Raw genomic sequence first — 24,450 nt, 5'->3', positions numbered from 1 at the left:
CCATGACCGTCGACCGTATCGACTCCGCAGCCTCGCTGCGTGGTACGGCCGTCGGCTCACTCACGGCCGCATTGGCCATCGCCGCTCACGGCGTCGCCGGCGGTGCAGTGCCGGGCGGGGCCGTCGCCGTCCAACTCGTGGTCCTTGCGGCGACGTTGGGAACGGTGGCTGCAACCCTGACCGGCGCACACCGCGTGCCGGTGTTGTGGGGCCTGCTGAGCACCGGCCAGCTGCTGGCGCACGGGGTGTTGTCCACGGCCGGTCACGCGCACGGCGCGCCCGGTCTGGCGATGTTCGGCGCGCATGTGGCGGCGGTATCGCTCGGCGCGGGTCTGATCGCATGCGGCACCCGCCTCTCGGCAGCGGTCTCCCGGGTAGTGCGGGTAATGGCCAGGGTGTGCCGGGTCGCGCCGGGATCGACGGCCTGCGTCACGGCACGCAGCGCTGATCAGCCGTTGCACTCAGCCCTTCTCCTGGCCGTTTCGGTGTCTCATCGAGGACCGCCGGTCCGCGTCGCAGCCTGACCATCCGACCCGACCAACTCCAGAAAGACACTCCCGAATGCAACCCTTCAACGGGGCGTCGTCGCGCGCCCTCTTCGCGACCGCCGCGGTAGCCGCCACCGGTCTGCTCACCGCCGCGCCGGCCTGGGCCCATGTCCACGTCGACGCCGATAATCCGACTCCGGGGACCACCTCGGTACTCACCTTCCGGGTGCCTGGCGAGTCCGAAACCGGCGCGCTGACAACACAGTTGACGGTCGACCTGCCCGACGTGGCCTCGGCCCGCGCCGAGCTGATGCCCGGCTGGACCGCCAAGCTGGACCGCGACACCTCGGCGGGCACAGTCCGGTCGGTGACGTGGACCGCGGCACCCGGGGTCGGCATCTCGCCCGAACAGTTCGCCCTGTTCCGGGTGTCGGTCAAGCTTCCCGACGCCGCGACGGTGAGCTTTCCGGTCACCCAGACCGACTCCGACGGTTCAGTGGTCCGCTGGGATCAGCCGCCTCTGCCCGACGGCAGCGAGCCTGAGCATCCGGCTCCGCAGGTGACGCTGACCGGCGCGCCTCCCGCAGCGGGCGCCACCGAGCACGGCACCGACGTGCCCCCTGCGCCCACCGCTGCGCCCACCGCGGCCGCCGCGGAGTCCGCGGCCGGCGCGGATAACTCGGCCCGGTGGCTGGCCGGCGGGGCGCTGGTCCTGGCAGCCGTCGCTGTGGTCGTAAGCCTGCTGAACCGGCGCCGATCATGAGTCGGCTGTTGGCTGCCACGCTGACCGGGCTGATCCTGGCCGCCTCCGCCTTGCTCGGGGCGCCTGCGGCGTCCGCGCATGCGGCCCGGGTCGCCGCCGATCCGGCCGAACATTCCGAGTTGACCAGCTCCCCGCCGCGGGTGAGCGCCACGTTCAACGAGGCAATGCAGCCCGCCTTCGCCAACATGACGGTGGTCGGGCCGGATAACAACCTGTGGTCCGAGGGCGATCCTTCGGTGGCCGGCGCAGTGCTCAGCGTCGGGGTCCGTCCGCTGGGCCCGGCCGGCACATACACGGTCAACTACCGGGCGACCTCGGCCGACGGGCACGTGGTGTCGGGATCGTGGTCGTTCAACCTGACGGTCGCCGGCCCCGGCACACCGGGAGCAGCCGTGTCGGAGCCGGCGCGGTCCGACGGCGGCATCATGGTGTGGCCGTTCGTGGTGGTCGCCGTGGTGCTCATCGGCGGCGGAGCCTGGTGGGCGGTCCGGCGTCAACGGTGATCGGAGCACTGGTCCGGGCACTGGCCGACTGCGCCGCCATCGTCACCCTCGGGCTGGCCGCCGTGCCACTGCTCGAATCAGACCGCTACCGCGCCGAGTTGCGCCGCCGGGCCGCCGGGCCGCTCGGATTGGTCGCGACGATCTGGCTGCTCACCGAGGTCGTGCGACTGACGGCGGAGGCGGCGCAGACCGCGGGTGTCGGGTTCTGGCAGGTCGGCATCCACACCCTGACTGACTTCGCTCTCCTTACCACCGCGGGTCGTTCGGGGCTGGTCGGTATCGCGGCCGCGCTGATCGTGGTCAGCGTGGCAATCCTGGCCCCACGGGGCGCGACCACCACCGTTGCGTCGGTCGGTCTCGCCGCGGTCGGTATGGCGGCCAGGACGCTGGCCGGTCATCTCTCGGAGAGCCCGGTCGGGGGCATGGCCGTGGCGGTGCACGCACTGGCCGCCGCAGTGTGGTGCGGCGTGCTGGCCGCGCTGGTGCTCACGGTGACGCACCGCGGTCATTGGGCCAGGGTATTGCCCCGGTTCTCGCAGTTGTCACTGTCGTGCGTGGGGGTGCTGTTGGTCGCCGGCGTGGCCGGAGCGGCGATCAAGTTGGACTCGGCGGCCGATCTGTGGGCGACCGGCTACGGCCGGGTATTGACGGCCAAGGTCGTCGTGACCGCGGCCCTGTTGGTGTTGGCCTGGCACAACCGGGCACAGTGGCTGCCCGCGGCGCGGGCGCACCGCAGTAGCGCCGCGCTGTCGCAGAACCGGTCGTTGGCAGAGTTGGGGATCATGGCCGTGGCGGTCACCCTGGCCGCGACTTTGGCCGTCACGGGTTGACCTCCGCGGCGCCTGGCATGATGGGAAACACTGCCGGCCCCCGACCAGCGCGCTGGCGTGGAACACCAGATACTGCAAAGGAGCAGCTTGATGGCAGAGCAGCAGGACCAACCCGCCGACAAGCCCGAACTCGCAGCTCAGCCGGCTGCGGCCGACGTGTCAGCGGCCGGCGCGGATCCTGCTCCGCCCAAGCCCGGCCCTCCGCCGGCCAAGAAAACTCCTGCGAAGAAGGCACCCGCCAAGAAGGCAGCGGCGAAGAAGGCTCCCGCTAAGGCCACCAAGAAGGCCCCGGCCAAGAAAGCTCCGGCCAAGAAAGCCCCACCCGCCCCGCCTGCCGCCGCGCAGACCACCGAGTCGGCACCTGCTCCTGTCATCCCGTTGCCGGACGTCGCCAAGGCAGCCAAAGAGACTGCCGCGCAAGCCAAGTCGACCGTCACATCGGCCGCAAACCCGGTGTCGGGTCCGGTGCCGACCCCGCTGGCCGACAGCCCATCGTCCAAACTGCCACTGGTGGTGGCGGTGTCCGTCGGCGTCTTGGCCCTGATTCTGGTTTTGCTCAGCCGCCGAAATTCCGAGGACAGCTGAGGCTGCGATAATCGCCGGGTGAGTATCGAACCGCGCGCCACCGCTGATCTGGTCGACGAGATCTACCCGGACGTCCGTAGCTGTGATCTGCAGTTGCAGAACTACGGCGGCAAGACCATGTTCGCCGGGCCGATCACCACGGTGCGCTGCTTCCAGGACAACGCGCTGCTCAAGTCGATCCTGTCCACCCCGGGTAACGGCGGGGTGCTGGTGGTCGACGGCAGCGGCTCGCTGCACACCGCGCTGGTCGGTGACATCATCGCCGGGTTGGCCGCCGACAACGGCTGGTCCGGAGTGATCGTGCACGGTGCGGTACGCGATGCCGCCGCGCTGCGCACCATCGACGTCGGGATCAAGGCGTTGGGCACCAACCCGCGCAAGGGCACCAAGACCGGCGAGGGTGAACGCGACGTGCCCGTGGAGTTCGGCGGCGTGACCTTCGTCCCGGGCGAGATCGCCTACGGCGACGCCGACGGCATCGTGGTGGTCACCCCTTAGCGCGAGTTAAACCGTTACGGCGGCACGGTGTTTGGTGAACAGCAGCGACTCCTCGTCGACCTTGCCGTACCGGATCGTGCGCATGTCGAAGAAGTAGTTCTGCTTGAGCTTCCACGGGGCTGCCGAGCCCGACTTGGGCAGCGTGTCCATGGCCCGCCGGAAGTAGCCCGGGGTGAAGTCCATGAACGGCAGCTCGTCGACACTGCCACCGGGGTGTTGCGGCTCGACGCGGTCGAAACCGTTGGCGTCCATGTAGTTCAGCACACGGCAGATGAACTCGGACACCAGGTCGGCCTTGAGGGTCCAGGACGCGTTGGTGTACCCGAAGGTGATAGCCATGTTCGGCACGCCCGAGAGCATGAGGCCCTTGTAGGTCATGGACCCGGTCAGGTCGATCGGCTCGCCGTTGCGGTACGCGACCGCGCCACCGAACAACTGCATGTTCAAACCGGTCGCGGTGACGATGATGTCGGCCTGCAGTTCCTCACCGGAGGTGAGTTTGATGCCGGTCTCGGTGAAGGTGTCGATGGTGTCGGTCACGACGCCGGCCTTGCCCGAGCGGATGGCCTTGAACAGATCACCGTTGGGGGCCAGACAGACTCGCTCGTCCCACGGGGCGTAGCTGGGGCTGAAGTGCGTGTCGTAGTCGAAGCCCTCCGGCAGGCGGCGGGTTCCCATCTTGCGCAGGAACTGCTTGAAGATCGACGGGAAACGGCGCGCGACCTGGTACTGGCCGGTGCTGTAACCGATCTGCTTCCAACGGTTGACGAAGTGCGCCAGATTCTTCGGCAGGTATTTGTTGGTCTTCACGGCCACCGGATCGACCAGTGGCAGGGATCCGACGTAGGTGGGTGACCGCTGCAGCATCGTGACGTGCCCGACGCCGCCGTCGACCAGCGACGGGATGAGCGTGATGGCGGTGGCACCGGAGCCGATGACCACGACGTTCTTGCCCGCGTAGTCCAGGTCCTCGGGCCAGTGCTGCGGGTGGATGATCTGGCCCTTGAAGTTCTCGGACCCCGGGAACTCGGGCGAGTACCCCTCGTCGTAGTTGTAGTAGCCGCTGCACACCGACAGGAACGACGCGGTGATCTGCTTGGCTTCGCCGTCCACCTCGGCATTGATGGTCCAGCGATTGTCAGTGTCGGACCAATCCACCGACACGACGCGGTGGCCCGTGCGGATGTGGTTGCGGATGCCGTTCTCGTCGGCGGCCTCGTTGATGTAGTTCCAGATCGACTGGCCGTCGGCAATCGACTTGGCCGACTCCCACGGCTTGAACCGGAACCCGAGCGTGAACATGTCCGAGTCGGAGCGGATACCCGGGTATTTGAACAGGTCCCAGGTGCCGCCGATGTTCTCCCGGCGCTCAAGGATCACGTAGCTCTTGGTGGGGCAACGGTCCTGCAGGTGCCAGGCCGTGCTGATGCCGGAGATACCGGCGCCGACGATCACAACATCGAAATGTTCGGTCATGGGACCGACGGTATCAACACGGTGTTGAGTCGGTCAACAGTACGTTGAGAAACTCAACGCAGTGTTAGGCTTCTTGCTTGTGACCAGCTCCAGCACGACCCGCGCCCCGCGCGGTCGACGTGCCGCCCGTCCGTCGGGCGACGACCGCGAGGCGGCGATCCTCGCGACCGCCAGGCAGCTGCTGGAGACCAAGAAGTTCGCCGACATCTCGGTCGACGACCTGGCCAAAGGCGCCGGAATCTCGCGGCCGACGTTCTATTTCTACTTCCCGTCCAAGGATGCGGTCGTGCTGTCGTTGCTCGATCCATTGATCAAGCGCGCGGACACCGGCTTCGACAGCGCGCTGGAGGCCATGCCCGCCGATCCCGAGCGGGCGATCCGCCGGGGCATCGAGATCTTTTTCAGCTCGTTCGGGTCGGATCCGGCCACCGCCCGCGCCGGCACCGAGGCACTCAACAGCATCCCGGAGGTCCGTGCGTTCTGGGCCGGGCTCATGCAGAAGTGGATCAACCTGACCGCAGCCCTGATCGCCGCCGAACGGGAACGCGGTGCCGCCCCGGAGACCATTCCGGCGATGGACCTCGCGACGTCACTCAACCTGATGAACGAGCGGACGATGATGGCGGCCCTGAGCGCCGAACAACCCGGGGTCGCGTCCGACAAGGTGGTCGACACCCTCGCCCACATCTGGCTGACCAGTATCTACGGCGAGGCCCGCTGACCCGTCCGCCGACTATGCGAACATATGTTCGTGTCGGGTTCTCACACCGTGTCGGCCGCTATCCTGCACGCCGATCTCGATTCGTTCTACGCATCGGTCGAGCAGCGCGACGATCCGAAGCTGCGCGGCCGCCCGGTGATCGTCGGCGGCGGTGTGGTGCTGGCGGCCAGTTACGAGGCCAAGGCCTTCGGGGTTCGTACGGCGATGAGCGGTGGCCAGGCCCGGGCGCTGTGCCCGCAGGCCATCGTCGTGCCGCCACGGATGTCGGCGTATTCGGAGGCCAGCGGGCACGTGTTCGAGGTCTTCCACGACACCACGCCGGTGGTGGAGCCCCTGTCGGTGGACGAGGCGTTTCTCGACGTGTCCGGGTTGGGCCGGGTGTCGGGCACGCCGGTGGAGATCGCCCGACGGCTACGCGAGCAGGTCAGCGAGCAGGTGGGCCTGCCCATCACTGTCGGCATCGCACGCACCAAGTTCCTGGCCAAGGTGGCCAGCCAGGTCGCCAAGCCGGACGGCCTGCTGCTGGTGCCACCCGATCGCGAGTTGGCTTTCCTGCATCCGCTGCCGGTGCGCCGGCTGTGGGGCGTGGGCGCCAAGACCGCCGAGAAGCTCCACGCCCACGGGATCGAGACCGTCGCCGATGTGGCCGAGCTGCCCGAGTCGGCCCTGCGTTCCATGGTCGGCAGCGCGATGGCACGGCAGCTGTATGCGTTGTCGCGCAACATCGATCGACGGCGGGTGACGACGGGAGTGCGGCGCAGTTCGATCGGAGCCCAACGTGCGCTGGGGCGGCGCGGCAACACCATGTCGGCTGCGGAGGTGGATGTCGTGGTGATCAACCTCGTCGACCGCATCACCCGCCGATTGCGTGCGGTCGGACGGACCGGGCGGACCGTCGTATTGCGCTTGCGCTTCGATGATTTCGGCCGGGCGAGTCGGTCGCACACCATGCCCCGGGCCACCGCCTCGACTGACGCGGTCCTGGCCGCGGCCCGAGCGCTGGTGACAGCCGCGGCGCCCTTGATCGCCGAACGCGGACTGACGCTGATCGGTTTCGCGGTCTCGAATATCGACCACCAGGGCAGTCAGCAGTTGGAGTTGCCCTTCGAGTCAGAACCGGATCCGGTGGCCGTCGACGGCGCGATCGACCAGATACGTCAGCGGTTCGGCAATGCGATGTTGACCCGTGGCGTGCTGGTCGGCCGCGATCCAGGTGTGGAGATGCCGACATTGCCTTACTAGAACAGCTGCCCTACTAGAGCAGCTGCCCTGCTAAACGAGTTGCCCGGCAACGAATCCGGCCAGCAGGACCGCGAATCCGCCGACCTCACCCACGATCAGCGCCACCATGCCGGCGTGCAGGGCCCCGGTGGGGTGTTCGAACTGGTTCGTGGTGTCTCGCTTGGCGCCGTGCTCGATGTAGCTTCCGATCGCGACGACGAAGAAGAACACGAGCACCATCGCGGCGGTGAGGTTCACCCAGGTGGGCCAGGCGCTGAGTTCGACGAACACCGCGATCAGCAGTGTTGCGAAGGAGTACAGCAGGGCGGCCCGGTGGGCGATGTCGACGTACGGGTGGGCCAGGTGGTTCTCGCTGGTCGCCATCTGCCGGTACTTCCATACCCCGAGCACCAGGGCCAGCAGGAAGATCAGGCCGGCGGAGAGGAGGGTGATGACGGTGTCGATGCCGAGTTCCGCATGCATCGCGTGAGTGTACGAGCTTGTCGAATACCGCCAGTCACCCGCAGTGCGGTATTGCGCGCCAGCACACCGGACGCGGTGGCCGGGACGAGCATGCGGGAACCCGGACCCATCCAGCGCTGCCGCGGCATGACGAGGCGGCGGTGTCGCCGCTCATATTCGCGCAGTGCCGTCGCGGGGTCATCACGGCTGGCCGCCACACACTGGGAAAGTGTTGCCGCACCGGCGATTGCCAGGCTTGATCCGTCCCCGAGCAGCGATACGCAGGAGGCGGCGTCACCGAGCAGACCGATCCGCCCACACGACCAGGTATCCATGCGGACACGACTGACCGAGTCGAAGTAGATGTCGGTGGCTGCCCGCATCTGCCGCAGCAGGTCGGGCACCCGCCACCCCATGTCCGCGTATGTGTCGGCGACGACGTCCTTGTGCGCCGACGAGTCGCGATGGTCGAAGTCCGGCAGGCCCGGGTGACGGAAGATGAACGCGGCGATGCCGCGACCGGTGGCCGGATGCACCGCGGCCAGGCGTCCGGGCTCGTTGTACATCAGGACGGTGTCGCCGTCCGCCGCCTCGGCCAGGTCGACGGTGGCGACGTACATGCCGAGGTGCTCGATGAAGCCCGTCCCGAACACCAATTCCCTTACCCGCGAATGCAACCCGTCGGCGCCCACCACCAGGTCGAATTCCTGCGGGCCGGCATGCTCGAAGGTGACCTCGACCCCGGCTCCGCCCTGGTGCAGTGAGGTGACGGTGTCGCCGTACCGGTATTCGGCGGCGTCGCGCCCGGCGTCGGCGAGGATGGCGGCCAGATCGCTACGGGGAATCTCGATTGCGTTCCCCAGCTGCATCGGCGCCCACCCGATGCGCCGGTCGCGCCGGTCTACGGCACTGAGCCCGGTGACCCGGGTCGACGCAGACCTCAGCGCAGGCAGCACTCCCATCCGCTCCGCGACGCTGTAGGCCGCGCCCCGCACGTCGACCGGACTACCGCTGGAGCGGTCCTGACCGGCGCGTTCGACGACGGTGACGGTCATTCCGAGGCGGGCCAGCCAGTACGCTGCCGACGAGCCGGCCACCCCTGCACCCACGATGAGCACTGTCTTCATCTCAGCGCCTTTCTTGCAGTCAGTGCAATATTGCACTGATTGCAGTTATACACTCGATTCATGCCCGCCGATACCGCCGCCGCCTCGCTACGCGAGCGCAAGCGTGAGCGCACCCGTGCCGCCATCGTCGACGCCGCGCTCACGCTGTTCGCCGCCAACGGATACGACGGCACGACGGTGGCGGATATCGCGGCGGCCGCCGATATCGCGCCACGCACGTTCTTCAGCTATTTCGCCAGCAAGGACGATGTGTTGTTGCCCGGTGCCGATGCCCGGGTGCAGGCTGCCATCGACGCCATCGCCGGGCGCAGCCCCGAGGATCGTCCGGCCGATGTGCTGCTGCGGGCCCTCGGCTCGGTGATCGAAGGTGGCCACGACTTCGCCGACAAGCAGGGCGCGCTGCAATTCAGGCTGATTCAAACCATTCCGTCGATTCGGGGCCGCGCACTGCAGTACCAGCTCGACGCTCAGCGGGAGATCGCGCAGCACCTGCAGGCGGCGTACGCGGACGAGCTGGACACCGTCGCCGCGGGTGCCATCGTCGGGGCCTTCGTCGGCGCGGTAACCGGCGCCGTCCAGGCGATGGTCGACAGCGGCATACCTGCGGCCCACGAGGCCCGCGCCCTCGCCTTGCAGCGGGCCATCGCGATCGCGTTGCGGCCGTGGCAGCGCAATTGAGCGCGAGATCTGAGTAGTCTCACGCATCCGGGGAATCCCGTTGTCCGCCAGGCTTTCGCACATGATCGCACTCAACGACAGCTCGAAAGTCACCGCGGCATTCTCTCTTCAGGCCGCCATCGCCTTCGGAGTGAGTTTCCTCGGCGCGCTCGGCGGAATCTTCTTCCTACCGATCGACACCTGGCAGCGGATGTTCCTGGGAATGTCGGTCCTGTTCCTCGTCACCAGCAGCTTCACCCTGGCGAAGGTGATCCGCGATCAGCAGGAGGCGACCACCGTTCGGGTTCGACTGGACGAGGCACGCATGGAAAGGCTTCTTGCCGAGCATGATCCGTTCACCTCGGGAACCTGAGCCTCAGCCGGCAGCCCACTCAGACAGCCGCGTGGCCGGCCAGGTGTTGACGATCCGTTCGATCGGCACCTCCGCGTCCAGGGCCCGCTGGGCTCCGTAGCCGAGGAACTCCAGCTGGCCGGGCGCGTGGGAATCGGTGGCGATGCTGAACAGGCAGCCGATCTCCAGCGCCAGCTTCAGCAGCCGGGTCGGTGGGTCACGCCGCTCCGGTCGTGAATTGATCTCGACGGCGGTGCCGTGGTCGAGGCAGGCGGTGAAGACCTTCTCGGCGTCGAACTTCGATTCGGGCCGCACCCCGCGCCCACCGGTGACCAGGCGTCCGGTGCAGTGCCCGAGAACATCGGTGTGCGGGTTCGAGACGGCCTTGACCATGCGCCGGGTCATGGCCGCCGAATCCATGGCGAGTTTGGAGTGCACACTGGCCACCACGACGTCGAGCCGCTCCAGCAGCTCGGGTTCCTGGTCCAGAGCCCCGTCTTCGAGGATGTCGACCTCGATCCCGGTGAGAATGTGCATCGGTGCCACGAGTTCGCGCAGCTCGTCGATGACGTCGAGTTGCTCGCGCAACCGTTCCGGGGACAACCCGTTGGCCACTCGGAGCCGCGGTGAGTGGTCGGTCAGCGCACAGTACTCATGGCCGAGATCGCGCGCGGCCAGCATCATTTCCTCGATCGGGGCGGATCCGTCCGACCAGTTCGAGTGCACATGCAAGTCGCCACGCAGCGCGGCACGCACCTCGCCGCCACCGAGATCCTCGGCCGCCGAACGTAATTCGACGAGCGTGTCGGGCTCCCGGCCGGCCCAGGCCTGAGCGATCACCTTCGCGGTCTTGGGTCCCACCCTCGGCAGCGACTGCCAACCGTTCGACGCCCCCAGCCGCTCCCGTTGCGCATCGGTCAGCGCTTCGACGACGTCGGCGGCATTGCGGTAGGCCATCACCCGTCGCGGATCTTCGCGGGCACGGTCCTTGTAGTACGCGATCTGGCGTAGCGCGGTCACCGGATCCATGGGTCCAGTGTGCCGGTTGCAGCATGCCCGGGCATCCGGCTACAGTGGTTTGAATATTTCTTCAATCCATCAAGCCATCAGGTGGAATCGTGCCCAGTTTCCTCGGCAGCCCCGAACAACCCCTGTATGAGATCAAGGCCAACCTGTTCAAAGCGCTGGCCCATCCGGCGCGGATCAGGGTCCTCGAAATCCTTTCGGCCACTAATGACCCCACTCCGGTCAGCGAGATCCTCGCCGAGACGGGGATCGAGCCGACGCTGCTGTCCCAGCACCTGGCGGTCCTCAAGCGGCACCATGTGGTCAACGGCCGGCGCATCGGTAACGCGGTGTTCTACGAACTCGCACACCCCAAGATCTCCGAGTTGCTGGTGATCGCCCGGACCTTCCTGGCCGATACCCTCGGTGCGCAGCGTGATCAGTTGGAGACGCTGCAGACCCTGCCTCCGATCAGGCAACAATCGTGATAACCACCGGGACGATCGCTCGGTTGCTGCCGCAGCGCGACGACTATGCGGACCTGCCGCGCTCCTGGCGCCGCGACGTCCTCGCCGGCGTGACGGTCGGGGTGGTGGCTCTGCCGTTGGCGTTGGCGTTCGGCATCAGCTCGGGGGTCGGGGCCGCGGCAGGGTTGGTCACGGCCGTGGTGGCCGGGTTGGTGGCAGCCGTGTTCGGCGGCTCGCGTGTGCAGGTATCGGGGCCAACGGGCGCCATGGCGGTGGTGCTTGCCCCGATCGTTGCGCAACACGGACTCGGCAGCATCGCAGTGGTGACGGTGGTCGCAGGCCTGATCGTGTTGGCCGCCGGCGTCACCGGACTGGGCCGGGCGGTGACGTTCATCCCGTGGCCGGTGATCGAGGGGTTCACCCTCGGTATCGCGACCATCATCTTCCTGCAGCAGGTGCCCGCAGCCTTCGCACAGCAGGCGCCGGCCGGTGAACGCACGCTACCCGCCGCGATCAACGTCGTCGTCCACGCCGACTGGTCCGCCGCCGCGAAAACCCTTGGCGTGGTGGCTGTTGTCGCGCTGCTCATGGTGATGCTTCCCCGGTTGCACCGCTCGATCCCCGAGTCGTTGACGGCGGTGATCGTCGCCACGGTCGCGGTCAGCGTGCTGCACCTCCCCGTCGTCGCGATCGGTGAGTTGCCGTCGCATCTGCCCACCCCGGTGCTCCCCCACGCCGACCTGAGCGCGGTGCGCACCCTGCTCGGCGCCGCGCTGGCCATTGCCGCCCTGGCGGCCATCGAATCGCTGCTCTCGGCGCGGGTCGCGGCAACGATGTCGCCGACCGGGCCGTACGATCCCGACCGCGAGTTGGTCGGGCAGGGGCTGGCTTCGGTGGCCTCAGGGGTGTTCGGCGGCATGCCCGCGACCGGCGCGATCGCCAGAACCGCGGTCAACGTGCGGTCCGGTGCGAAGACCCGGCTCGCGGCCATCGTGCACTCGCTGGTGCTGCTGGCCGTGGTGTATCTGGCGACCGGACCGGTTTCGACCATCCCGCTCGCCGCGCTGTCCGGCGTGCTGATGGTGACGTCGTTCCGGATGATCTCGGCCACCACGATCCGGAAGATCCTGCACTCCACTCGATCCGACGCCCTGATCTTCGTGCTGACCGCCGCGGTGACCGTGTGCTTCGACCTGATCGAGGCCGTCGAGATCGGCATCGTGGTGGCCGCGTTCTTCGCGTTGCGCACGGTGGCTCGGCGCAGCAGCGTCGTGCGCGAGCAGCTACCCGGCCCGAGGCTGCCCGGTGATGATCAGATCGCACTGCTACGACTTGACGGTGCGATGTTCTTCGGTGCGGCCGAACGCATTTCGAATACAATCACGGATACCGAGCATCCGCAGACCTCGGTCGTCATCATCCGGATGTCACAGCTGGGCATGCTCGACGCCACCGGTGCGCACACCCTCGCCGAGATCGCGACCGAACTGGAGTCGCGCGGTATCACGGTGATCATCAAGGGTGTTCGCCCCGAACACGCCGAGTTGCTGACCAACGTCGGCGTGTTCGAGTCACTGCGACACGAAAACCATCTGCTCGATTCGCTCGATGAAGCGATCGAGCATGCCCGCTCACACGTCAGCTGACCGTGCGGATCAGCTTCTTGTTCACGAACTCGTCCATGCCGAACTTGCCCAGCTCCCGCCCGAAGCCGGACCGCTTGATACCGCCGAACGGCAACTCGACCCCTTCGGCGCCGACGGCGTTGACGAACACCATGCCCGCATCGATCCGATCGGCCACCCGGGCGGCCTGATCCGCGTCGGTGGTGAAGACGTAGGACCCCAACCCGAACGGGGTGTCGTTGGCGATGGCGATGGCCTCATCTTCGGAACCCGCCTTGTACACGACGGCCACCGGACCGAACAGTTCCTGACGGTAGGCATCATTGTCCTCGGTGACTCCGGTGAGCACGGCCGGCGGGTAGAAGGCACCGCGACGCTCACCCGCCGAGGTCAGCTTCGCTCCCTGCTCGACGGCGGCCCTGACCTGCTGCTCAAGCCTGTCGGCGGCCAACTCCGAAGAGAGCGGCGCAATTCCGTCGGCGGCGGCCAGCAGCTTGTCGGTGAACTTGGTCAGGAAGTCGTCGTAGATGTCCTCCGCGACGATGAACCGCTTGGCGGCGTTGCAGGCCTGTCCGGTGTTCTCCATCCGTCCCTCGACCGCAGATTGCACGGTCGCGTCGAGATCGTCGGTGGACAGCAGGATGAACGGATCGGAGCCGCCGAGTTCCAGCACGCACTTCTTGAGGTTGCGGCCGGCGATCTCGGCCACCGCGGCGCCCGCCCGCTCGGAACCCGTCAGGGACACCGCCGCCACCCGGGGGTCGGCGATGATCTCGGCGACCTGGTCGTTGGTGGCACGGATGTCGACATAGGCGCCTTGCGGCAATCCGGCCTCCAGGAAGATCAGCTGCAGCAGCTCGGCGGATTCGGGGCACTGCGGGGCATGCTTGAGCAGAATTGTGTTGCCCACGATCAGGTTTGGACCGGCGAAGCGGGCGACCTGGTAGTAGGGATAGTTCCACGGCATGATGCCGAGCAGCACACCGACCGGGCCTCGCTTGACCACTGCGGTGCCTTCGCCGTCGAGCAGGGTGATCTCCTCGTCGGCGAGGAACGTCTCCGCGTTGTCGGCGTAGTACTGGTAGATGGCGGCGCTGAATTCGACCTCGCCCAGTGCCTGGTCGCGCGGCTTGCCCATTTCGCGGACGATGACGTCGGCGAGTTGTTCGCGGCGCTGCTCGTGCAGGGCGGCGACCTTCCCGATCAGCGCGGCCCGCTCGGCCACCGTGGTCGTGCGCGCCCAGGTGCGGCCGGTCTTGGCGGCAGCCTCGATCGCGGCCTGGATCTCGGCGTCGGTCGAGGTCGGGTAGGTGGCGACTACCTTTGCGGTCGCCGGATCGGTGACAGCGTATTCGCTCATGTTCACTCCCAGATGGATCGCGGATTCCGCATCGTTCCCTGCCCGACACTACCGATTGCAGTGGCCAGGCGGCTCCGAAGATGTGTAATCAGTGCAGTGCGGATTGTCCGGAATGAATTCTTCGGGGCGACTAGTTTGTGAAGACGTGCGCTTCGCCTTCAAAACCTCCCCGCAGAACACCACCTGGGCCGACATGCTGGCCATCTGGAAAGCAGCCGATCCGATCGAGGTCTTCGAATCCGGCTGGACGTTCGACCACTTCTATCCGATCTTCTCCGACCCCGCCGGCCCCTGCCTGGAAGGCTGGACGACGCTGACCGCGCTGGCCCAGGCCACCGAGCGGTTGCGCGTCGGCGTGCTCGTCACCGGTATTCACTACCGCCATCCCGCCGTGCTGGCGAATATGGCTTCGGCACTCGACATTGTCTCGGGCGGTCGCCTCGAGTTCGGCATCGGCGCCGGCTGGAACGAGGAGGAGTCGGACGCTTACGGAATCGAACTGGGCTCGATCAAGGAGCGCTTCGACCGGTTCGAGGAGGCCTGCGAGGTTCTCAAGGGACTGCTGACGCAGGAGACGACGACGTTCGACGGCAAGTTCTATCAACTCAAGGATGCCCGCAACGAGCCCAAGGGCCCCCAGCAACCGCATCCGCCGTTCTGTATCGGCGGTAGCGGTGAGAAGCGGACGCTGCGGATCACCGCGAAGTACGCCGATCACTGGAACTTCGTCGGCGGTCCGCCTGAGGAGTTCGCCCGCAAGCGCGATGTGCTTGCCGCGCACTGCGCCGATATCGGCCGCGATCCCAAGGAGATCACCCTGTCGGCGCACGTGCGCCTCGGTGCGGATCGCGATTACGCGAAGGTGGTTGCCGAGGCCGCGGCCCTCGGCGCCGAGGGCCTGGATCTGGCGATCATCTACCTGCCGTTGCCCTACGATCCGGCCGTGCTGGAACCGTTGGCGGAGGCGATCAGGGATTCTGGTCAGCTGACCCACTGACCAGCGAACAGCAACGGGGTGCGGGTCCACCGGACCCGAGGGGACGGATACCCGTCAGAACCCGAAGCGAAGTAGCTCGTCGGCCGTGACCAGGCGCTCGTTCTTGGCCGGGAATTCACGGCATTTCATTGGATGACGGAACAATGACCAGGCAATACGACTCATCCGTGACCGATTGATCGGGTTGATGTACACGGCGATCACTCCTGCGAATTACTAGTTGCTGTACCCGTGGTTGTACGTTACCGCAGCGTTCTCACCACGTCATTAGATACCCGACATCCGGCAAACCGCGCGAGGCACGCCGGGCAAAGATCAGATGTTTTTTGTGGGGCGGATGTGTCTAGAGTGACGACTTTTCCCGCCCAATGCCACGCCAGCGCAACGCCCGACAACGAGAGCCACTCTGACGTGACGAAGTGGGAGCAGCTCTACCTACACGGTCAATGTTGGATCAGGTGGCGTAGCCGAGTGCCCCTCGGATCGCCAACGCCTGGTCGAGCGAAGGCTCTTGCGGGGTCCCCGAGAGCGTCAGGTACCGCCCACCGTCACCCGCCTCGATGTGCACTTCCTCCGGCACGAGGGAGGTATCCAATGTGACGTTGTCTCGGATGTACGTCATCCAACCGACACGTACCTGCGGAGTTTTGTGGCGCTGCGCCTTGAGAAAAGTGAGCGGGGACACCGAGACATGGTCTGCCTCCCACGCCCGCACTAGGGCACTGAGATAGTCGCGCACCACCTGGTGCTCATCGGAAGGACCGCTTGCGGCGGGGTCCAGCTGAAAAAGTACATGGTTGCGCGGCGCACGCGGGCCCTCGAAGCCGCACCGCACGTCGTACGAGAAGAGCGGCCCACCCGCGGTAACAACAGGCGCATCCAGCTGTTCCCGCACGAATTGGAGATAAAATCCGGGCGCGGTTCGTGGACCCTCGTTGATCCTCTCAGTGACCAACCGGACGGCGTCGACGATCGCGCCGAGGTCGTCTGCGGGCACGGGTTGCAGCCGCAACTCGCCTTCTGGGTACAACTGCAACGACCACGGCGTGTAGACGCCGCACTCCTGAGGGAACGCCTCCCACGACCGCTGCATACGCTCGGCCGATTCTGACTCGGACTCGAGCCGCTCACCCCAGGAGCCGATGAAACTCAACGTCATGCTCCCCATCCTTCCTCGCTAAGCCGGTGGTACGTGTTCGACGTGCGGGCACGAGGCTCAGACGGTGTAGTACTGGACGGGTCCGGCGAACTTGCCCAATGCAGACCTGCGAGGGCCGTGCCACTCGATGCCAGCGGCTGGCCCACGGACATGGGTCAGCACCGGTGGATTCACTCGAAGCGTCGGTGGCACTCAGCAATCTCAATCGACCCTGATAGCAGGCCGATTCACCAAAATCAGCGCTGCGGTGCAGCAGTCGGCTTGATCACGGCCGGCAGGGCGGTCTTGCCCATCAGGAAGCGGTCCACACCCGCGGCGGCGGCCCGGCCTTCCGCGATCGCCCACACGATCAACGACTGTCCGCGACCCATGTCGCCGGCAACGAACACGCCGGGCACCGAGGTCTGGAAGTTGTTGTCGCGGGAGACATTTCCGCGGTCGGTCAGCTCGACGCCGAGCTTGGTCAGCAGCCCTTCCTTCTCCGGGCCGACGAATCCCATGGCGAGCAGCACCAGGTCGGCCTTGAGCTCGAAGTCGCTCCCTTCGACCTTCTCGAACTTGCCGCCGTTCATCTTGACCTCGTGCGCACGCAGGCCGGTCACATGACCGTCGGCGCCGGTGAATTCCTCGGTGTTGACCGAGAACACGCGATCGCCGCCCTCTTCGTGGGCCGAGGACACCCGGAACATCAGCGGGTAGGTCGGCCACGGGGTCGAGTCGGCACGGGTCTCCGGCGGGCGCGGCATGATCTCGAACTGGTGGATGCTGGCCGCACCCTGACGGTGCGAGGTGCCGAGGCAGTCCGCGCCGGTGTCGCCACCGCCGATGATGATGACGTGCTTGTCCTTGGCGGTGATCGGCGGCTGGCCGTTCTCGTCGAGGACGTCATCGCCGAGCTGCACGCGGTTGGCCCAGGGCAGGAACTCCATCGCCTGGTGGATGCCGTCGAGCTCGCGGCCCGGGACCGGCAGGTCGCGCCATGCGGTGGCACCGCCGGCCAGCACGACCGCGTCATAGTTCAGCCGCAGCTGCGCCACGGTGATGTCGACGCCGACGTTGACGCCGGGGCGGAACTGGGTACCTTCGGCCGCCATCTGCTCCAGACGCCGGTCGATGTGGCGCTTTTCCATCTTGAACTCGGGGATGCCGTAGCGCAGCAGGCCGCCGATGCGGTCGGCACGCTCGAACACGGTGACGGTGTGGCCGGCGCGGGTGAGCTGCTGGGCGGCGGCCAGTCCGGCCGGTCCGGACCCGACGACGGCGACCTTCTTGCCGGTCTGCACGTCGGGCATCTTCGGAACAACCCAGCCCTGGTCGTAGGCGTTGTCGATGAGCTCGACCTCGACCTGCTTGATGGTCACCGGGTCCTGGTTGATGCCCAGGACGCACGACGCCTCACACGGGGCGGGGCAGAGCCGTCCGGTGAACTCCGGGAAGTTGTTGGTGGCGTGCAGCCGCTCGATCGCGTCGCGCCACCGGTCCTTGTACACCAGGTCGTTCCACTCGGGGATCAGGTTCCCCAGGGGACAGCCGTTGTGGCAGAACGGGATACCGCAGTCCATGCACCGTGATGCCTGGTCCTGCAGCTTTTCGTGGGAGAAGTCCTCGTAGACCTCTTTCCAGTCCTTCAGCCGCAGCGGAACCGGCCTGCGGGTCGGGAGTTCCTTCGAGGTGTGCTTGAGGAAACCGCGCGGATCAGCCATTTGCGGCCGCCATGATCGCTTCGTTCACGTTCTCGCCGGCCTTTTCGGCCGCGGCGATCGCGGCCAGCACACGCTTGTAGTCGCGCGGCATGACCTTCACAAAGTGCTTCAACGCCCCATCCGTTCCATCCCAGGAGTCCAGGATCCGTTGCCCCACAGCAGAATCGGTCGCGTCGACGTGGGCGGTGAGAATGCCCTGCAGCCATTCGGCGTCCGAGGCCTCCAAAGCTTCCAGCTCCACCATCTCGGTGTTCAGGTTCTGGCCCAGCACGCCGGCCGGGTCGTAGACGTAGGCGACACCACCGGACATGCCCGCCGCGAAGTTACGGCCGGTGGGTCCGAGGATGACGACCTTTCCGCCGGTCATGTACTCGCAGCCGTGGTCGCCCACACCCTCGACGACCGCGTGGGCGCCGGAGTTACGGACCGCGAACCGCTCGCCGACCTGACCGCGCAGGAACGCCTCGCCGCTGGTAGCACCGAACAGCGCCACGTTGCCGGCGATGATGTTGTCCTCGGCGGCGAAGTCGGCCGGTGCCGCGTCGTCCGGGCGGACCACGATCCGGCCACCCGACAGGCCCTTGCCGACGTAGTCGTTGGCGTCGCCGTAGACCCGCAGCGTGATGCCCTTGGGCACGAACGCACCGAAGCTGTTGCCCGCCGACCCGTCGAACGTGATGTCGATGGTGCCGTCCGGAAGCCCTTGTCCGCCATAGGCCTTGGTGACCTCGTGGCCGAGCATGGTGCCCACCGTGCGGTTGACGTTGGTGATCTTGGTCGAGAATCGGACGGGCGAAGCGGAATCCAGGGCTTCGCGGCTCTGGGTGATCAGCTGCTGATCCAGCGCCTTGTCCAGACCGTGGTCCTGACGCGAGCTGCAGTACAGGTCCTGGTTCATGAACGCCGACTCTGGCTCGTACAACACCGGCGTCAGATCCAGCTTGTGGGCCTTCCAGTGCTCGGCGGCCTGGGTGGTGTCCAGCGCGCCGACCTGGCCGACCATCTCGTTGACCGTACGGAAGCCCAACTGCGCCATGAGTTCCCGGACTTCTTCGGCGATGAACATGAAGAAGTTCTCGACGAACTCGGGCTTGCCGTTGAACCGCTCACGCAGCAAGGGGTTCTGGGTGGCCACACCCACCGGGCAGGTGTCGAGGTGGCAGACGCGCATCATGATGCAGCCCGAGACCACCAGCGGCGCAGTGGCGAAACCGAATTCCTCGGCGCCCAGCAGCGCGGCGACCACGACATCGCGACCGGTCTTGAGCTGACCGTCGACCTGGACCACGATGCGGTCACGCAGTCCGTTGAGTAGCAGGGTCTGCTGCGTCTCGGCCAGGCCCAGCTCCCACGGGGCGCCGGCGTGCTTCATCGAGGTGAGCGGGGTGGCGCCGGTTCCGCCGTCGTGGCCGGAGATCAGCACCACGTCGGCGTGTGCCTTCGAGACACCCGCGGCGACGGTTCCGACACCGTTTTCCGAAACCAGCTTCACGTGCACACGTGCGACCGGGTTGGCGTTCTTCAGATCGTGGATCAGCTGTGCCAGATCCTCGATCGAGTAGATGTCGTGGTGCGGCGGCGGGGAGATCAGGCCGACACCCGGGGTCGAGTGCCGAACCTCGGCCACCCACGGGTACACCTTGTGCCCCGGAAGCTGCCCACCCTCACCAGGCTTCGCACCCTGGGCCATCTTGATCTGGATGTCGGAGCAGTTGGTCAGGTAGTGGCTGGTCACCCCGAACCGGCCGGAGGCCACCTGCTTGATTGCGCTGCGACGCCAGTCACCGTTGGCCTCGGGCTCGAAGCGGTGCACGCTTTCGCCGCCCTCACCCGAGTTCGACCGGGCGCCGAGGCGGTTCATCGCGATGGCCAGGGTCTCGTGCGCCTCGGCCGAGATCGAGCCGTAGCTCATGGCGCCCGTCGAGAAGCGCTTGACGATCTCGGAGGCCGGCTCGACCTCGTCGAGCGGTATCGCCTGACGCCCGGTGTCGTTGAGGTCCTTGAACTTCAACAGGCCGCGTAGCGAGGCCATCCGCTCGCTCTGGTCGTCGACCAGGGCGGTGTACTCCTTGAAGATCGAGTACTGCCCGGTCCGAGTCGAATGTTGGAGCTTGAACACCGTGTCCGGGTTGAACAGGTGGTACTCGCCCTCGCGGCGCCACTGGTATTCGCCGCCGACCTCGAGCTCGCGGTGGGCGCGCTCGTCGGGGCGGTCCAAGAACGCCAGTGCATGGCGGGTGGCGACGTCGGCGGCGATGTCGTCGAGGTCGATACCGCCGACCGGGCAGCTCAGCCCGGTGAAGTACTGGTCGAGCACCCCCTGGGAGATGCCGATCGCCTGGAACAGCTGGGCGCCGGTGTAGGAGGCCAGGGTGGAGATGCCCATCTTGGACATCACCTTCAGCACGCCCTTGCCTGCGGCCTTGACGTAGTTGGCCTTGGCCTTATCGCTGCTGATTCCGGCGATCAGACCCCGGTCGACCATGTCCTCGATCGACTCGAAGGCCATGTACGGATTGACCGCGGCCGCACCGAAGCCGCACAGCATGGCCATGTGGTGCACCTCGCGGGCGTCACCGGCCTCGGCCACCAGGCCGACCTTGGTACGGGTGCGCTCGCGGACCAGGTGGTGGTGCACCGCGGCCACGGACAGCAACGACGGGATCGGCGCCATCGTCTCGTTGGATTCGCGGTCGGACAGCACGATGATGCGGGCGCCCTCGCGGATCGCCTCCGAGACCTTGGCGCGGACGTTGTCCAGCGCCTCTTTGAGTCCCTGGCCGCCCCGGTTGACCGGGTACAGGCAGCGGACCACCGCGGCGCGCATGCCGTGCTTGTGGCCCCGGACTTCGTGGTCGGGGTCGACGCAGACCAGCTTGGACAGGTCGGCGTTGCGCAGGATCGGCTGCGAGAGCACGATCTGGCGGCACGATTCGGGACCCGGGTTGAGCAGGTCGCCTTCGGGCCCGATCACGCCCTGCAGGCTGGTGACCACCTCTTCGCGGATGGCGTCCAGCGGCGGGTTGGTGACCTGGGCGAACAGCTGCTGGAAGTAGTCGAACAGCATCCGCGGCCGCGCCGAGAGGATGGCGACCGGGGTGTCGGTGCCCATCGAGCCCAGCGCCTCGGCGCCGGTGCGCGCCATCGGCGCCACCAGCAGGTTCAGCTCCTCGTAGGTGTAGCCGAAGATCTGTTGGCGTAGCACCACGCGGTGGTGGGGCATCCGGACGTAGTCGCCGGGCGGCAGCTCGTCGAGCGGGAACAGGCCGGCCTCGACCCACTCCTGGTAGGGCAACTCGGCAGCCAGTTCCGCCTTGATCTCCTCGTCGGAGACGATGCGGCCCTGGGCGGTGTCCACCAGGAACATCCGGCCGGGCTGCAGGCGCATCTTCTTGACGACGGTGGACGGGTCGAGCGGCAGCACGCCGGCCTCCGACGCCATCACGACCAGGCCGTCGTCGGTCACCCAGATGCGCGACGGGCGCAGACCGTTGCGGTCCAGCACGGCGCCGATGACGGTGCCGTCGGTGAAGCACACCGAGGCCGGGCCGTCCCACGGCTCCATCAGCGAGTCGTGGAACTCGTAAAAGGCCCGGCGGGCGGGATCCATCGACTCGGCGCGTTCCCACGCCTCGGGGATCATCATCAGCACGGCGTGCGGCAGGCTGCGGCCACCGAGGTGCAGCAGCTCGAGCACCTCGTCGAAGCGCGCGGTGTCCGAGGCGCCCGGCGTGCAGACCGGCACGATCTTGTCGAGCCCGTCGGTGCCGAACACGTCGGTGCGGATCAGCGCCTCACGGGCGCGCATCCAGTTCTCGTTACCGGTGACGGTGTTGATCTCGCCGTTGTGGGCGATCCGCCGGAAAGGATGGGCCAGCGGCCACGACGGGAAGGTGTTGGTGGAGAAGCGGGAGTGCACGATGCCCAGCGCGCTGGTCATCCGTTCGTCCTGCAGGTCCAGGTAGAACGCCTTGAGCTGCGGGGTGGTCAGCATGCCCTTGTAGACGAAGGTCTGACCGGACAGGCTCGGGAAGTACACCGTCTCGCGACCGGGGCCGTCCTGGCCGGGTCCCTTGGTGCCCAGTTCGTGTTCGGCACGCTTGCGCACGACGTACGCCTTGCGCTCCAGGTCCATGCCGGAGGCGCCACCGATGAACAGCTGCCGGAAACTCGGCATCGCGTCGCGCGCCAGGGCACCGAGCGAGGAGTCGTCGATCGGCACCTGACGCCAGCCCAGCACCGTCAGGCCCTCGGCCTCGACGATCTTCTCCACGGCTTCGGCTGCCGCGGAAGCGTCGCGCGAGGACTGCGGCAGGAAGGCGATGCCCGTGGCATAGCTTCCAGCCTCCGGCAGGGTGAACTCGACCACCTCGCGCAGGAACGAATCGGGGACCTGCAGCAGGATTCCTGCGCCGTCGCCGGTGTTCGGTTCTGCGCCCTGGGCACCGCGGTGCTCCAGGTTCACCAGAGCTGTGATCGCCTTGTCCACGATGTCCCGGCTGCGACGACCTTGGATGTCCGCCACCATTGCCACGCCACACGCATCATGCTCGTATGCGGGGTTGTACAGCCCGACCTTGCTGGGCGCCATTCCCACCTTGCCCTTCAACACGCTTCTACGAAGCTTTACCGTGCCGGCTGCCTGACAGGCAGTCTCTGGCTGACAATCAGCCGGCTCGGCGTTGGTGGCCTCCGTGCAGCACTGGACGACGGCTATGTTCCACACGCCATAAGTGAAGAAAACGATAAGGCAAAAACCGTGCCAGATGCCAACTAAGCCGAACCTAACTAGGCTTGATCGGCCTCTCCCGGGCGCACAAGTCGATCGGCCGGGCGATCAGTGAATTTCATTGCCGCCCTTGCGGTTCCACCCAGGCGCGACCAGGGGCGACCCACCCCCCGCCCTGGCCGGTCGTCGCCCTGGCCGCCAATGTAGTTTGCTACATATATCACACTCCGGCGTTATAGTGCCGTTATCTGCAACGGATCTATTTGCGGGAAAGCTTAGTCAGATTCTTAGAATTGCCTTGTCGACGCCCCGAGACCCGCACAACGCTGCGCACGCCGGCCTCAGGGCGCAGGTCGAGTCGGCGCAGCGACTGCGCGTCGCGTGCCACGACGGCCCCCACCAGAGGTCCAACTGGTGGTGCAGTACACCGAGGCCCGCACCCCACGACGCCACGAAGGACACGGTGATCGCCAGGCCGATCGACAACTCCATTACCGTTGTGCACGAACGCATTTCACTGACCGCACCGGCCAGGAACGATCGACCGCCCCAGGAGTGCATCACGGTGCCGAGTAGCGGCGGGATCCACGTCGCACCGGGGAAATCCGGGATCGAGTAACCGAGGAGCATCGCGGACATCGGTGGATGTGCCACCGTCGGTACGGCCGGCACCGTCATGACCCACAACAGCCTCCGGAACGGCGTGACGCGGTCGCCGTGACCCTCGTGCATCGCATGTTGAGGCGTGGCCAGATCGTCACTTCATACCCCCAAAGGGTATCTAGCCACTGTGATGGGCGTAACTGTTGTCGGCGATGCACTATCCACTGAATACCCCGTTGGGCCGCATGGGCGTACACACCCTTGAAGAGGGCCCGGACCGCTGCGTGGCCTCGATACCCGTCGGGGGCCTGCTCAATCCCCTCACCCGGATGTCGACCATCGCTCCGCTGGCGATGCTGGTCGACCACGTAGGCGGCCTGATCAATCACCTCCGCCGCGATGAGGACGAGTGGACGGTGACCAGCGAGCTGGCCATCGAGCTCGCCCCGCATGCGATAGACCTCGTCACAGCGGCACCGAAGATTCCGGTGGTGGCAACCGCCCGACCCTTCGGCCCGAAGGGAACCGCGCCGTTGGGACTGTGCGAGCTGACCCACGGCGACCATCTACTGGGGACGGCGACGGTGCGGTCCTTCCATATCCACGCGCCGGGCCACCTCGTCGCGTGGCCCACCGACACTGCCGAGGGCACACCGCCCGCCACGCTGGGGGACCGCATGTCGGTCGAGGTCGCCGAGACGGGCAGTCGCACCGCGGTGCTGCGGCAGCTGTCCGATCCCGTCATCAACAACAGCATCGGCATCGTGCATGGCGGGGTATCGGCGGCGGCACTCGAACTCGTCGGCTCCGCGGCGCTCGGTGACGGGGACGATAAGCCCTGGCGGACGGCTTCATTGCGGGTCAACTACCTGCGCCAGTTCCGTGCCGGACACGAATCCCGTTACGAGGCACGCACGTTACGAGCCGGACGCAGCTCCGGCGTCGCTGACGCGCAGGCCATCGGCGATGACGGCGCGGTGGCGCTGGTGGCCCGGTTGACCGCTTACCGCTGATCGGCCACGATACGGAAACGTAAATTTCGCTATGCAATCAATTTCGCAACAACGACTCTGCCACCAGCTACTGGCGTGAAACGCTCGCCGACGAATCACATCTAGA

General features: G+C 66.8%; 22 protein-coding genes and 1 pseudogene. 14 read left to right on the top strand and 9 right to left on the bottom strand.

Going from position 1 to position 24,450, the window contains the following annotated elements:
• Positions 1 to 2 precede the first annotated feature (2 nt).
• The 6 genes from G6N44_RS18890 to rraA all read left to right on the top strand — a co-directional run bounded on the left by G6N44_RS18890 (position 3) and on the right by rraA (position 3,667).
• On the top strand, positions 3 to 524 hold the full coding sequence (locus G6N44_RS18890; RefSeq protein ID WP_163666512.1) for a hypothetical protein: 522 nt from the start codon (positions 3 to 5) through the stop codon (positions 522 to 524).
• Positions 525 to 561: 37 nt separating this feature from the next.
• Positions 562 to 1,251, top strand: a complete 690-nt coding sequence (locus G6N44_RS18885) for a YcnI family copper-binding membrane protein (RefSeq protein ID WP_163666510.1) — start codon at positions 562 to 564, stop codon at positions 1,249 to 1,251.
• Complete coding sequence (locus G6N44_RS18880) at positions 1,248 to 1,754, top strand: copper resistance CopC family protein (RefSeq protein WP_163666507.1); 507 nt, start codon at positions 1,248 to 1,250, stop codon at positions 1,752 to 1,754. The genes G6N44_RS18885 and G6N44_RS18880 overlap by 4 nt, the downstream gene beginning before the upstream one ends.
• A complete protein-coding gene (locus G6N44_RS18875) occupies positions 1,730 to 2,584 on the top strand; it encodes a CopD family protein (RefSeq protein WP_235682811.1) in 855 nt (284 codons plus the stop codon). The genes G6N44_RS18880 and G6N44_RS18875 overlap by 25 nt, the downstream gene beginning before the upstream one ends.
• 90 nt (positions 2,585 to 2,674) lie before the next feature.
• The gene (locus tag G6N44_RS18870) at positions 2,675 to 3,169 is read left to right on the top strand and encodes a hypothetical protein (protein ID WP_163666504.1); all 495 of its coding nucleotides are present in this window, start codon (positions 2,675 to 2,677) and stop codon (positions 3,167 to 3,169) included.
• Positions 3,170 to 3,187: 18 nt separating this feature from the next.
• Positions 3,188 to 3,667 carry a ribonuclease E activity regulator RraA gene (gene rraA / locus G6N44_RS18865; protein WP_163666502.1) on the top strand — a complete coding sequence of 160 codons (480 nt, stop codon included), beginning with the start codon at positions 3,188 to 3,190 and terminating at the stop codon, positions 3,665 to 3,667.
• Between the two features lie 6 nt (positions 3,668 to 3,673).
• Here rraA and G6N44_RS18860 read toward each other — a convergent pair whose 3' ends face one another.
• Positions 3,674 to 5,143, bottom strand: a complete 1,470-nt coding sequence (locus G6N44_RS18860) for a flavin-containing monooxygenase (RefSeq protein WP_163666500.1) — start codon at positions 5,141 to 5,143, stop codon at positions 3,674 to 3,676.
• A gap of 79 nt (positions 5,144 to 5,222) precedes the next feature.
• On the opposite strand from G6N44_RS18860, the gene G6N44_RS18855 reads away from it, so the two are divergent.
• On the top strand, positions 5,223 to 5,864 hold the full coding sequence (locus G6N44_RS18855; protein WP_163666498.1) for a TetR/AcrR family transcriptional regulator: 642 nt from the start codon (positions 5,223 to 5,225) through the stop codon (positions 5,862 to 5,864).
• A gap of 24 nt (positions 5,865 to 5,888) precedes the next feature.
• The gene (gene dinB, locus G6N44_RS18850; RefSeq protein WP_163666496.1) at positions 5,889 to 7,106 is read left to right on the top strand and encodes a DNA polymerase IV; all 1,218 of its coding nucleotides are present in this window, start codon (positions 5,889 to 5,891) and stop codon (positions 7,104 to 7,106) included.
• 30 nt (positions 7,107 to 7,136) lie between these two features.
• Here dinB and G6N44_RS18845 read toward each other — a convergent pair whose 3' ends face one another.
• Together G6N44_RS18845 and G6N44_RS18840 are read right to left on the bottom strand one after the other, a co-directional pair.
• Positions 7,137 to 7,568, bottom strand: coding sequence for a hypothetical protein (locus G6N44_RS18845; RefSeq protein WP_163666494.1), 432 nt, complete (start codon positions 7,566 to 7,568; stop codon positions 7,137 to 7,139).
• Complete coding sequence (locus tag G6N44_RS18840) at positions 7,514 to 8,674, bottom strand: FAD-dependent oxidoreductase (protein ID WP_163666492.1); 1,161 nt, start codon at positions 8,672 to 8,674, stop codon at positions 7,514 to 7,516. The genes G6N44_RS18845 and G6N44_RS18840 overlap by 55 nt, the downstream gene beginning before the upstream one ends.
• Before the next feature lie 60 nt (positions 8,675 to 8,734).
• Here G6N44_RS18840 and G6N44_RS18835 point away from each other — a divergent pair, with 60 nt between their 5' ends.
• Together G6N44_RS18835 and G6N44_RS18830 are read left to right on the top strand one after the other, a co-directional pair.
• The gene (locus G6N44_RS18835; RefSeq protein ID WP_163666490.1) at positions 8,735 to 9,352 is read left to right on the top strand and encodes a TetR/AcrR family transcriptional regulator; all 618 of its coding nucleotides are present in this window, start codon (positions 8,735 to 8,737) and stop codon (positions 9,350 to 9,352) included.
• Positions 9,353 to 9,413: 61 nt separating this feature from the next.
• Positions 9,414 to 9,704: a YiaA/YiaB family inner membrane protein gene (locus tag G6N44_RS18830; protein ID WP_163666488.1), complete on the top strand. Its 291-nt coding sequence runs from the start codon at positions 9,414 to 9,416 to the stop codon at positions 9,702 to 9,704.
• Between the two features lie 3 nt (positions 9,705 to 9,707).
• Here the strand turns inward: G6N44_RS18830 and G6N44_RS18825 are convergent, their stop codons facing one another.
• The gene (locus tag G6N44_RS18825) at positions 9,708 to 10,712 is read right to left on the bottom strand and encodes a PHP domain-containing protein (RefSeq protein WP_163666486.1); all 1,005 of its coding nucleotides are present in this window, start codon (positions 10,710 to 10,712) and stop codon (positions 9,708 to 9,710) included.
• An 86-nt stretch (positions 10,713 to 10,798) separates the two neighbouring features.
• Here G6N44_RS18825 and G6N44_RS18820 point away from each other — a divergent pair, with 86 nt between their 5' ends.
• Positions 10,799 to 11,176, top strand: coding sequence for an ArsR/SmtB family transcription factor (locus tag G6N44_RS18820; protein ID WP_163670143.1), 378 nt, complete (start codon positions 10,799 to 10,801; stop codon positions 11,174 to 11,176).
• Positions 11,173 to 12,801, top strand: coding sequence for a SulP family inorganic anion transporter (locus G6N44_RS18815; protein ID WP_235682810.1), 1,629 nt, complete (start codon positions 11,173 to 11,175; stop codon positions 12,799 to 12,801). The genes G6N44_RS18820 and G6N44_RS18815 overlap by 4 nt, the downstream gene beginning before the upstream one ends.
• Here G6N44_RS18815 and G6N44_RS18810 read toward each other — a convergent pair.
• Positions 12,794 to 14,140: an NAD-dependent succinate-semialdehyde dehydrogenase gene (locus G6N44_RS18810; protein WP_163666484.1), complete on the bottom strand. Its 1,347-nt coding sequence runs from the start codon at positions 14,138 to 14,140 to the stop codon at positions 12,794 to 12,796. The genes G6N44_RS18815 and G6N44_RS18810 overlap by 8 nt on opposite strands.
• Before the next feature lie 145 nt (positions 14,141 to 14,285).
• Here G6N44_RS18810 and G6N44_RS18805 point away from each other — a divergent pair, with 145 nt between their 5' ends.
• Positions 14,286 to 15,137, top strand: coding sequence for an LLM class F420-dependent oxidoreductase (locus G6N44_RS18805; RefSeq protein ID WP_163666482.1), 852 nt, complete (start codon positions 14,286 to 14,288; stop codon positions 15,135 to 15,137).
• Between the two features lie 454 nt (positions 15,138 to 15,591).
• On the opposite strand, the gene G6N44_RS18800 is transcribed toward G6N44_RS18805, so the two are convergent.
• The 4 genes and pseudogenes from G6N44_RS18800 to G6N44_RS18785 form a co-directional block, all read right to left on the bottom strand.
• Positions 15,592 to 16,296, bottom strand: coding sequence for a hypothetical protein (locus G6N44_RS18800; RefSeq protein ID WP_163666480.1), 705 nt, complete (start codon positions 16,294 to 16,296; stop codon positions 15,592 to 15,594).
• Between the two features lie 236 nt (positions 16,297 to 16,532).
• The gene (locus G6N44_RS18795; protein WP_163666478.1) at positions 16,533 to 17,999 is read right to left on the bottom strand and encodes a glutamate synthase subunit beta; all 1,467 of its coding nucleotides are present in this window, start codon (positions 17,997 to 17,999) and stop codon (positions 16,533 to 16,535) included.
• Positions 17,992 to 22,590, bottom strand: coding sequence for a glutamate synthase large subunit (gene gltB, locus G6N44_RS18790; RefSeq protein WP_163666476.1), 4,599 nt, complete (start codon positions 22,588 to 22,590; stop codon positions 17,992 to 17,994). Before gltB ends, G6N44_RS18795 begins: the two co-directional genes overlap by 8 nt.
• A 534-nt stretch (positions 22,591 to 23,124) precedes the next feature.
• Positions 23,125 to 23,460, bottom strand: a pseudogene (locus G6N44_RS18785) (heavy metal translocating P-type ATPase); the annotation flags it as partial.
• A gap of 83 nt (positions 23,461 to 23,543) precedes the next feature.
• Here G6N44_RS18785 and G6N44_RS18780 point away from each other — a divergent pair.
• A complete protein-coding gene (locus tag G6N44_RS18780) occupies positions 23,544 to 24,344 on the top strand; it encodes a PaaI family thioesterase (RefSeq protein ID WP_163666474.1) in 801 nt (266 codons plus the stop codon).
• Positions 24,345 to 24,450 lie beyond the last annotated feature (106 nt).

The sequence above is a fragment of the Mycolicibacterium alvei genome, from assembly GCF_010727325.1.
Classification (GTDB): domain Bacteria; phylum Actinomycetota; class Actinomycetes; order Mycobacteriales; family Mycobacteriaceae; genus Mycobacterium; species Mycobacterium alvei.
This window is presented reverse-complemented; position numbering and strand designations above follow the sequence as displayed.

What these genes read in the sequence shown, in the direction of transcription:
- G6N44_RS18825 (WP_163666486.1), bottom strand. Translation starts at nt 10,712, where the DNA reads ATGGATCCGGTGACCGCGCTACGCCAGATCGCGTACTACAAGGACCGT.
- G6N44_RS18795 (WP_163666478.1), bottom strand. Translation starts at nt 17,999, where the DNA reads ATGGCTGATCCGCGCGGTTTCCTCAAGCACACCTCGAAGGAACTCCCG.
- G6N44_RS18810 (WP_163666484.1), bottom strand. Translation starts at nt 14,140, where the DNA reads ATGAGCGAATACGCTGTCACCGATCCGGCGACCGCAAAGGTAGTCGCC.
- G6N44_RS18840 (WP_163666492.1), bottom strand. Translation starts at nt 8,674, where the DNA reads ATGAAGACAGTGCTCATCGTGGGTGCAGGGGTGGCCGGCTCGTCGGCA.
- gltB (WP_163666476.1), bottom strand. Translation starts at nt 22,590, where the DNA reads ATGGCGCCCAGCAAGGTCGGGCTGTACAACCCCGCATACGAGCATGAT.
- dinB (WP_163666496.1), top strand. Translation starts at nt 5,889, where the DNA reads ATGTTCGTGTCGGGTTCTCACACCGTGTCGGCCGCTATCCTGCACGCC.
- G6N44_RS18830 (WP_163666488.1), top strand. Translation starts at nt 9,414, where the DNA reads ATGATCGCACTCAACGACAGCTCGAAAGTCACCGCGGCATTCTCTCTT.
- G6N44_RS18800 (WP_163666480.1), bottom strand. Translation starts at nt 16,296, where the DNA reads ATGACGTTGAGTTTCATCGGCTCCTGGGGTGAGCGGCTCGAGTCCGAG.
- G6N44_RS18880 (WP_163666507.1), top strand. Translation starts at nt 1,248, where the DNA reads ATGAGTCGGCTGTTGGCTGCCACGCTGACCGGGCTGATCCTGGCCGCC.
- G6N44_RS18780 (WP_163666474.1), top strand. Translation starts at nt 23,544, where the DNA reads ATGCACTATCCACTGAATACCCCGTTGGGCCGCATGGGCGTACACACC.
- G6N44_RS18870 (WP_163666504.1), top strand. Translation starts at nt 2,675, where the DNA reads ATGGCAGAGCAGCAGGACCAACCCGCCGACAAGCCCGAACTCGCAGCT.
- G6N44_RS18845 (WP_163666494.1), bottom strand. Translation starts at nt 7,568, where the DNA reads ATGCATGCGGAACTCGGCATCGACACCGTCATCACCCTCCTCTCCGCC.
- G6N44_RS18890 (WP_163666512.1), top strand. Translation starts at nt 3, where the DNA reads ATGACCGTCGACCGTATCGACTCCGCAGCCTCGCTGCGTGGTACGGCC.
- G6N44_RS18860 (WP_163666500.1), bottom strand. Translation starts at nt 5,143, where the DNA reads ATGACCGAACATTTCGATGTTGTGATCGTCGGCGCCGGTATCTCCGGC.
- G6N44_RS18835 (WP_163666490.1), top strand. Translation starts at nt 8,735, where the DNA reads ATGCCCGCCGATACCGCCGCCGCCTCGCTACGCGAGCGCAAGCGTGAG.
- G6N44_RS18885 (WP_163666510.1), top strand. Translation starts at nt 562, where the DNA reads ATGCAACCCTTCAACGGGGCGTCGTCGCGCGCCCTCTTCGCGACCGCC.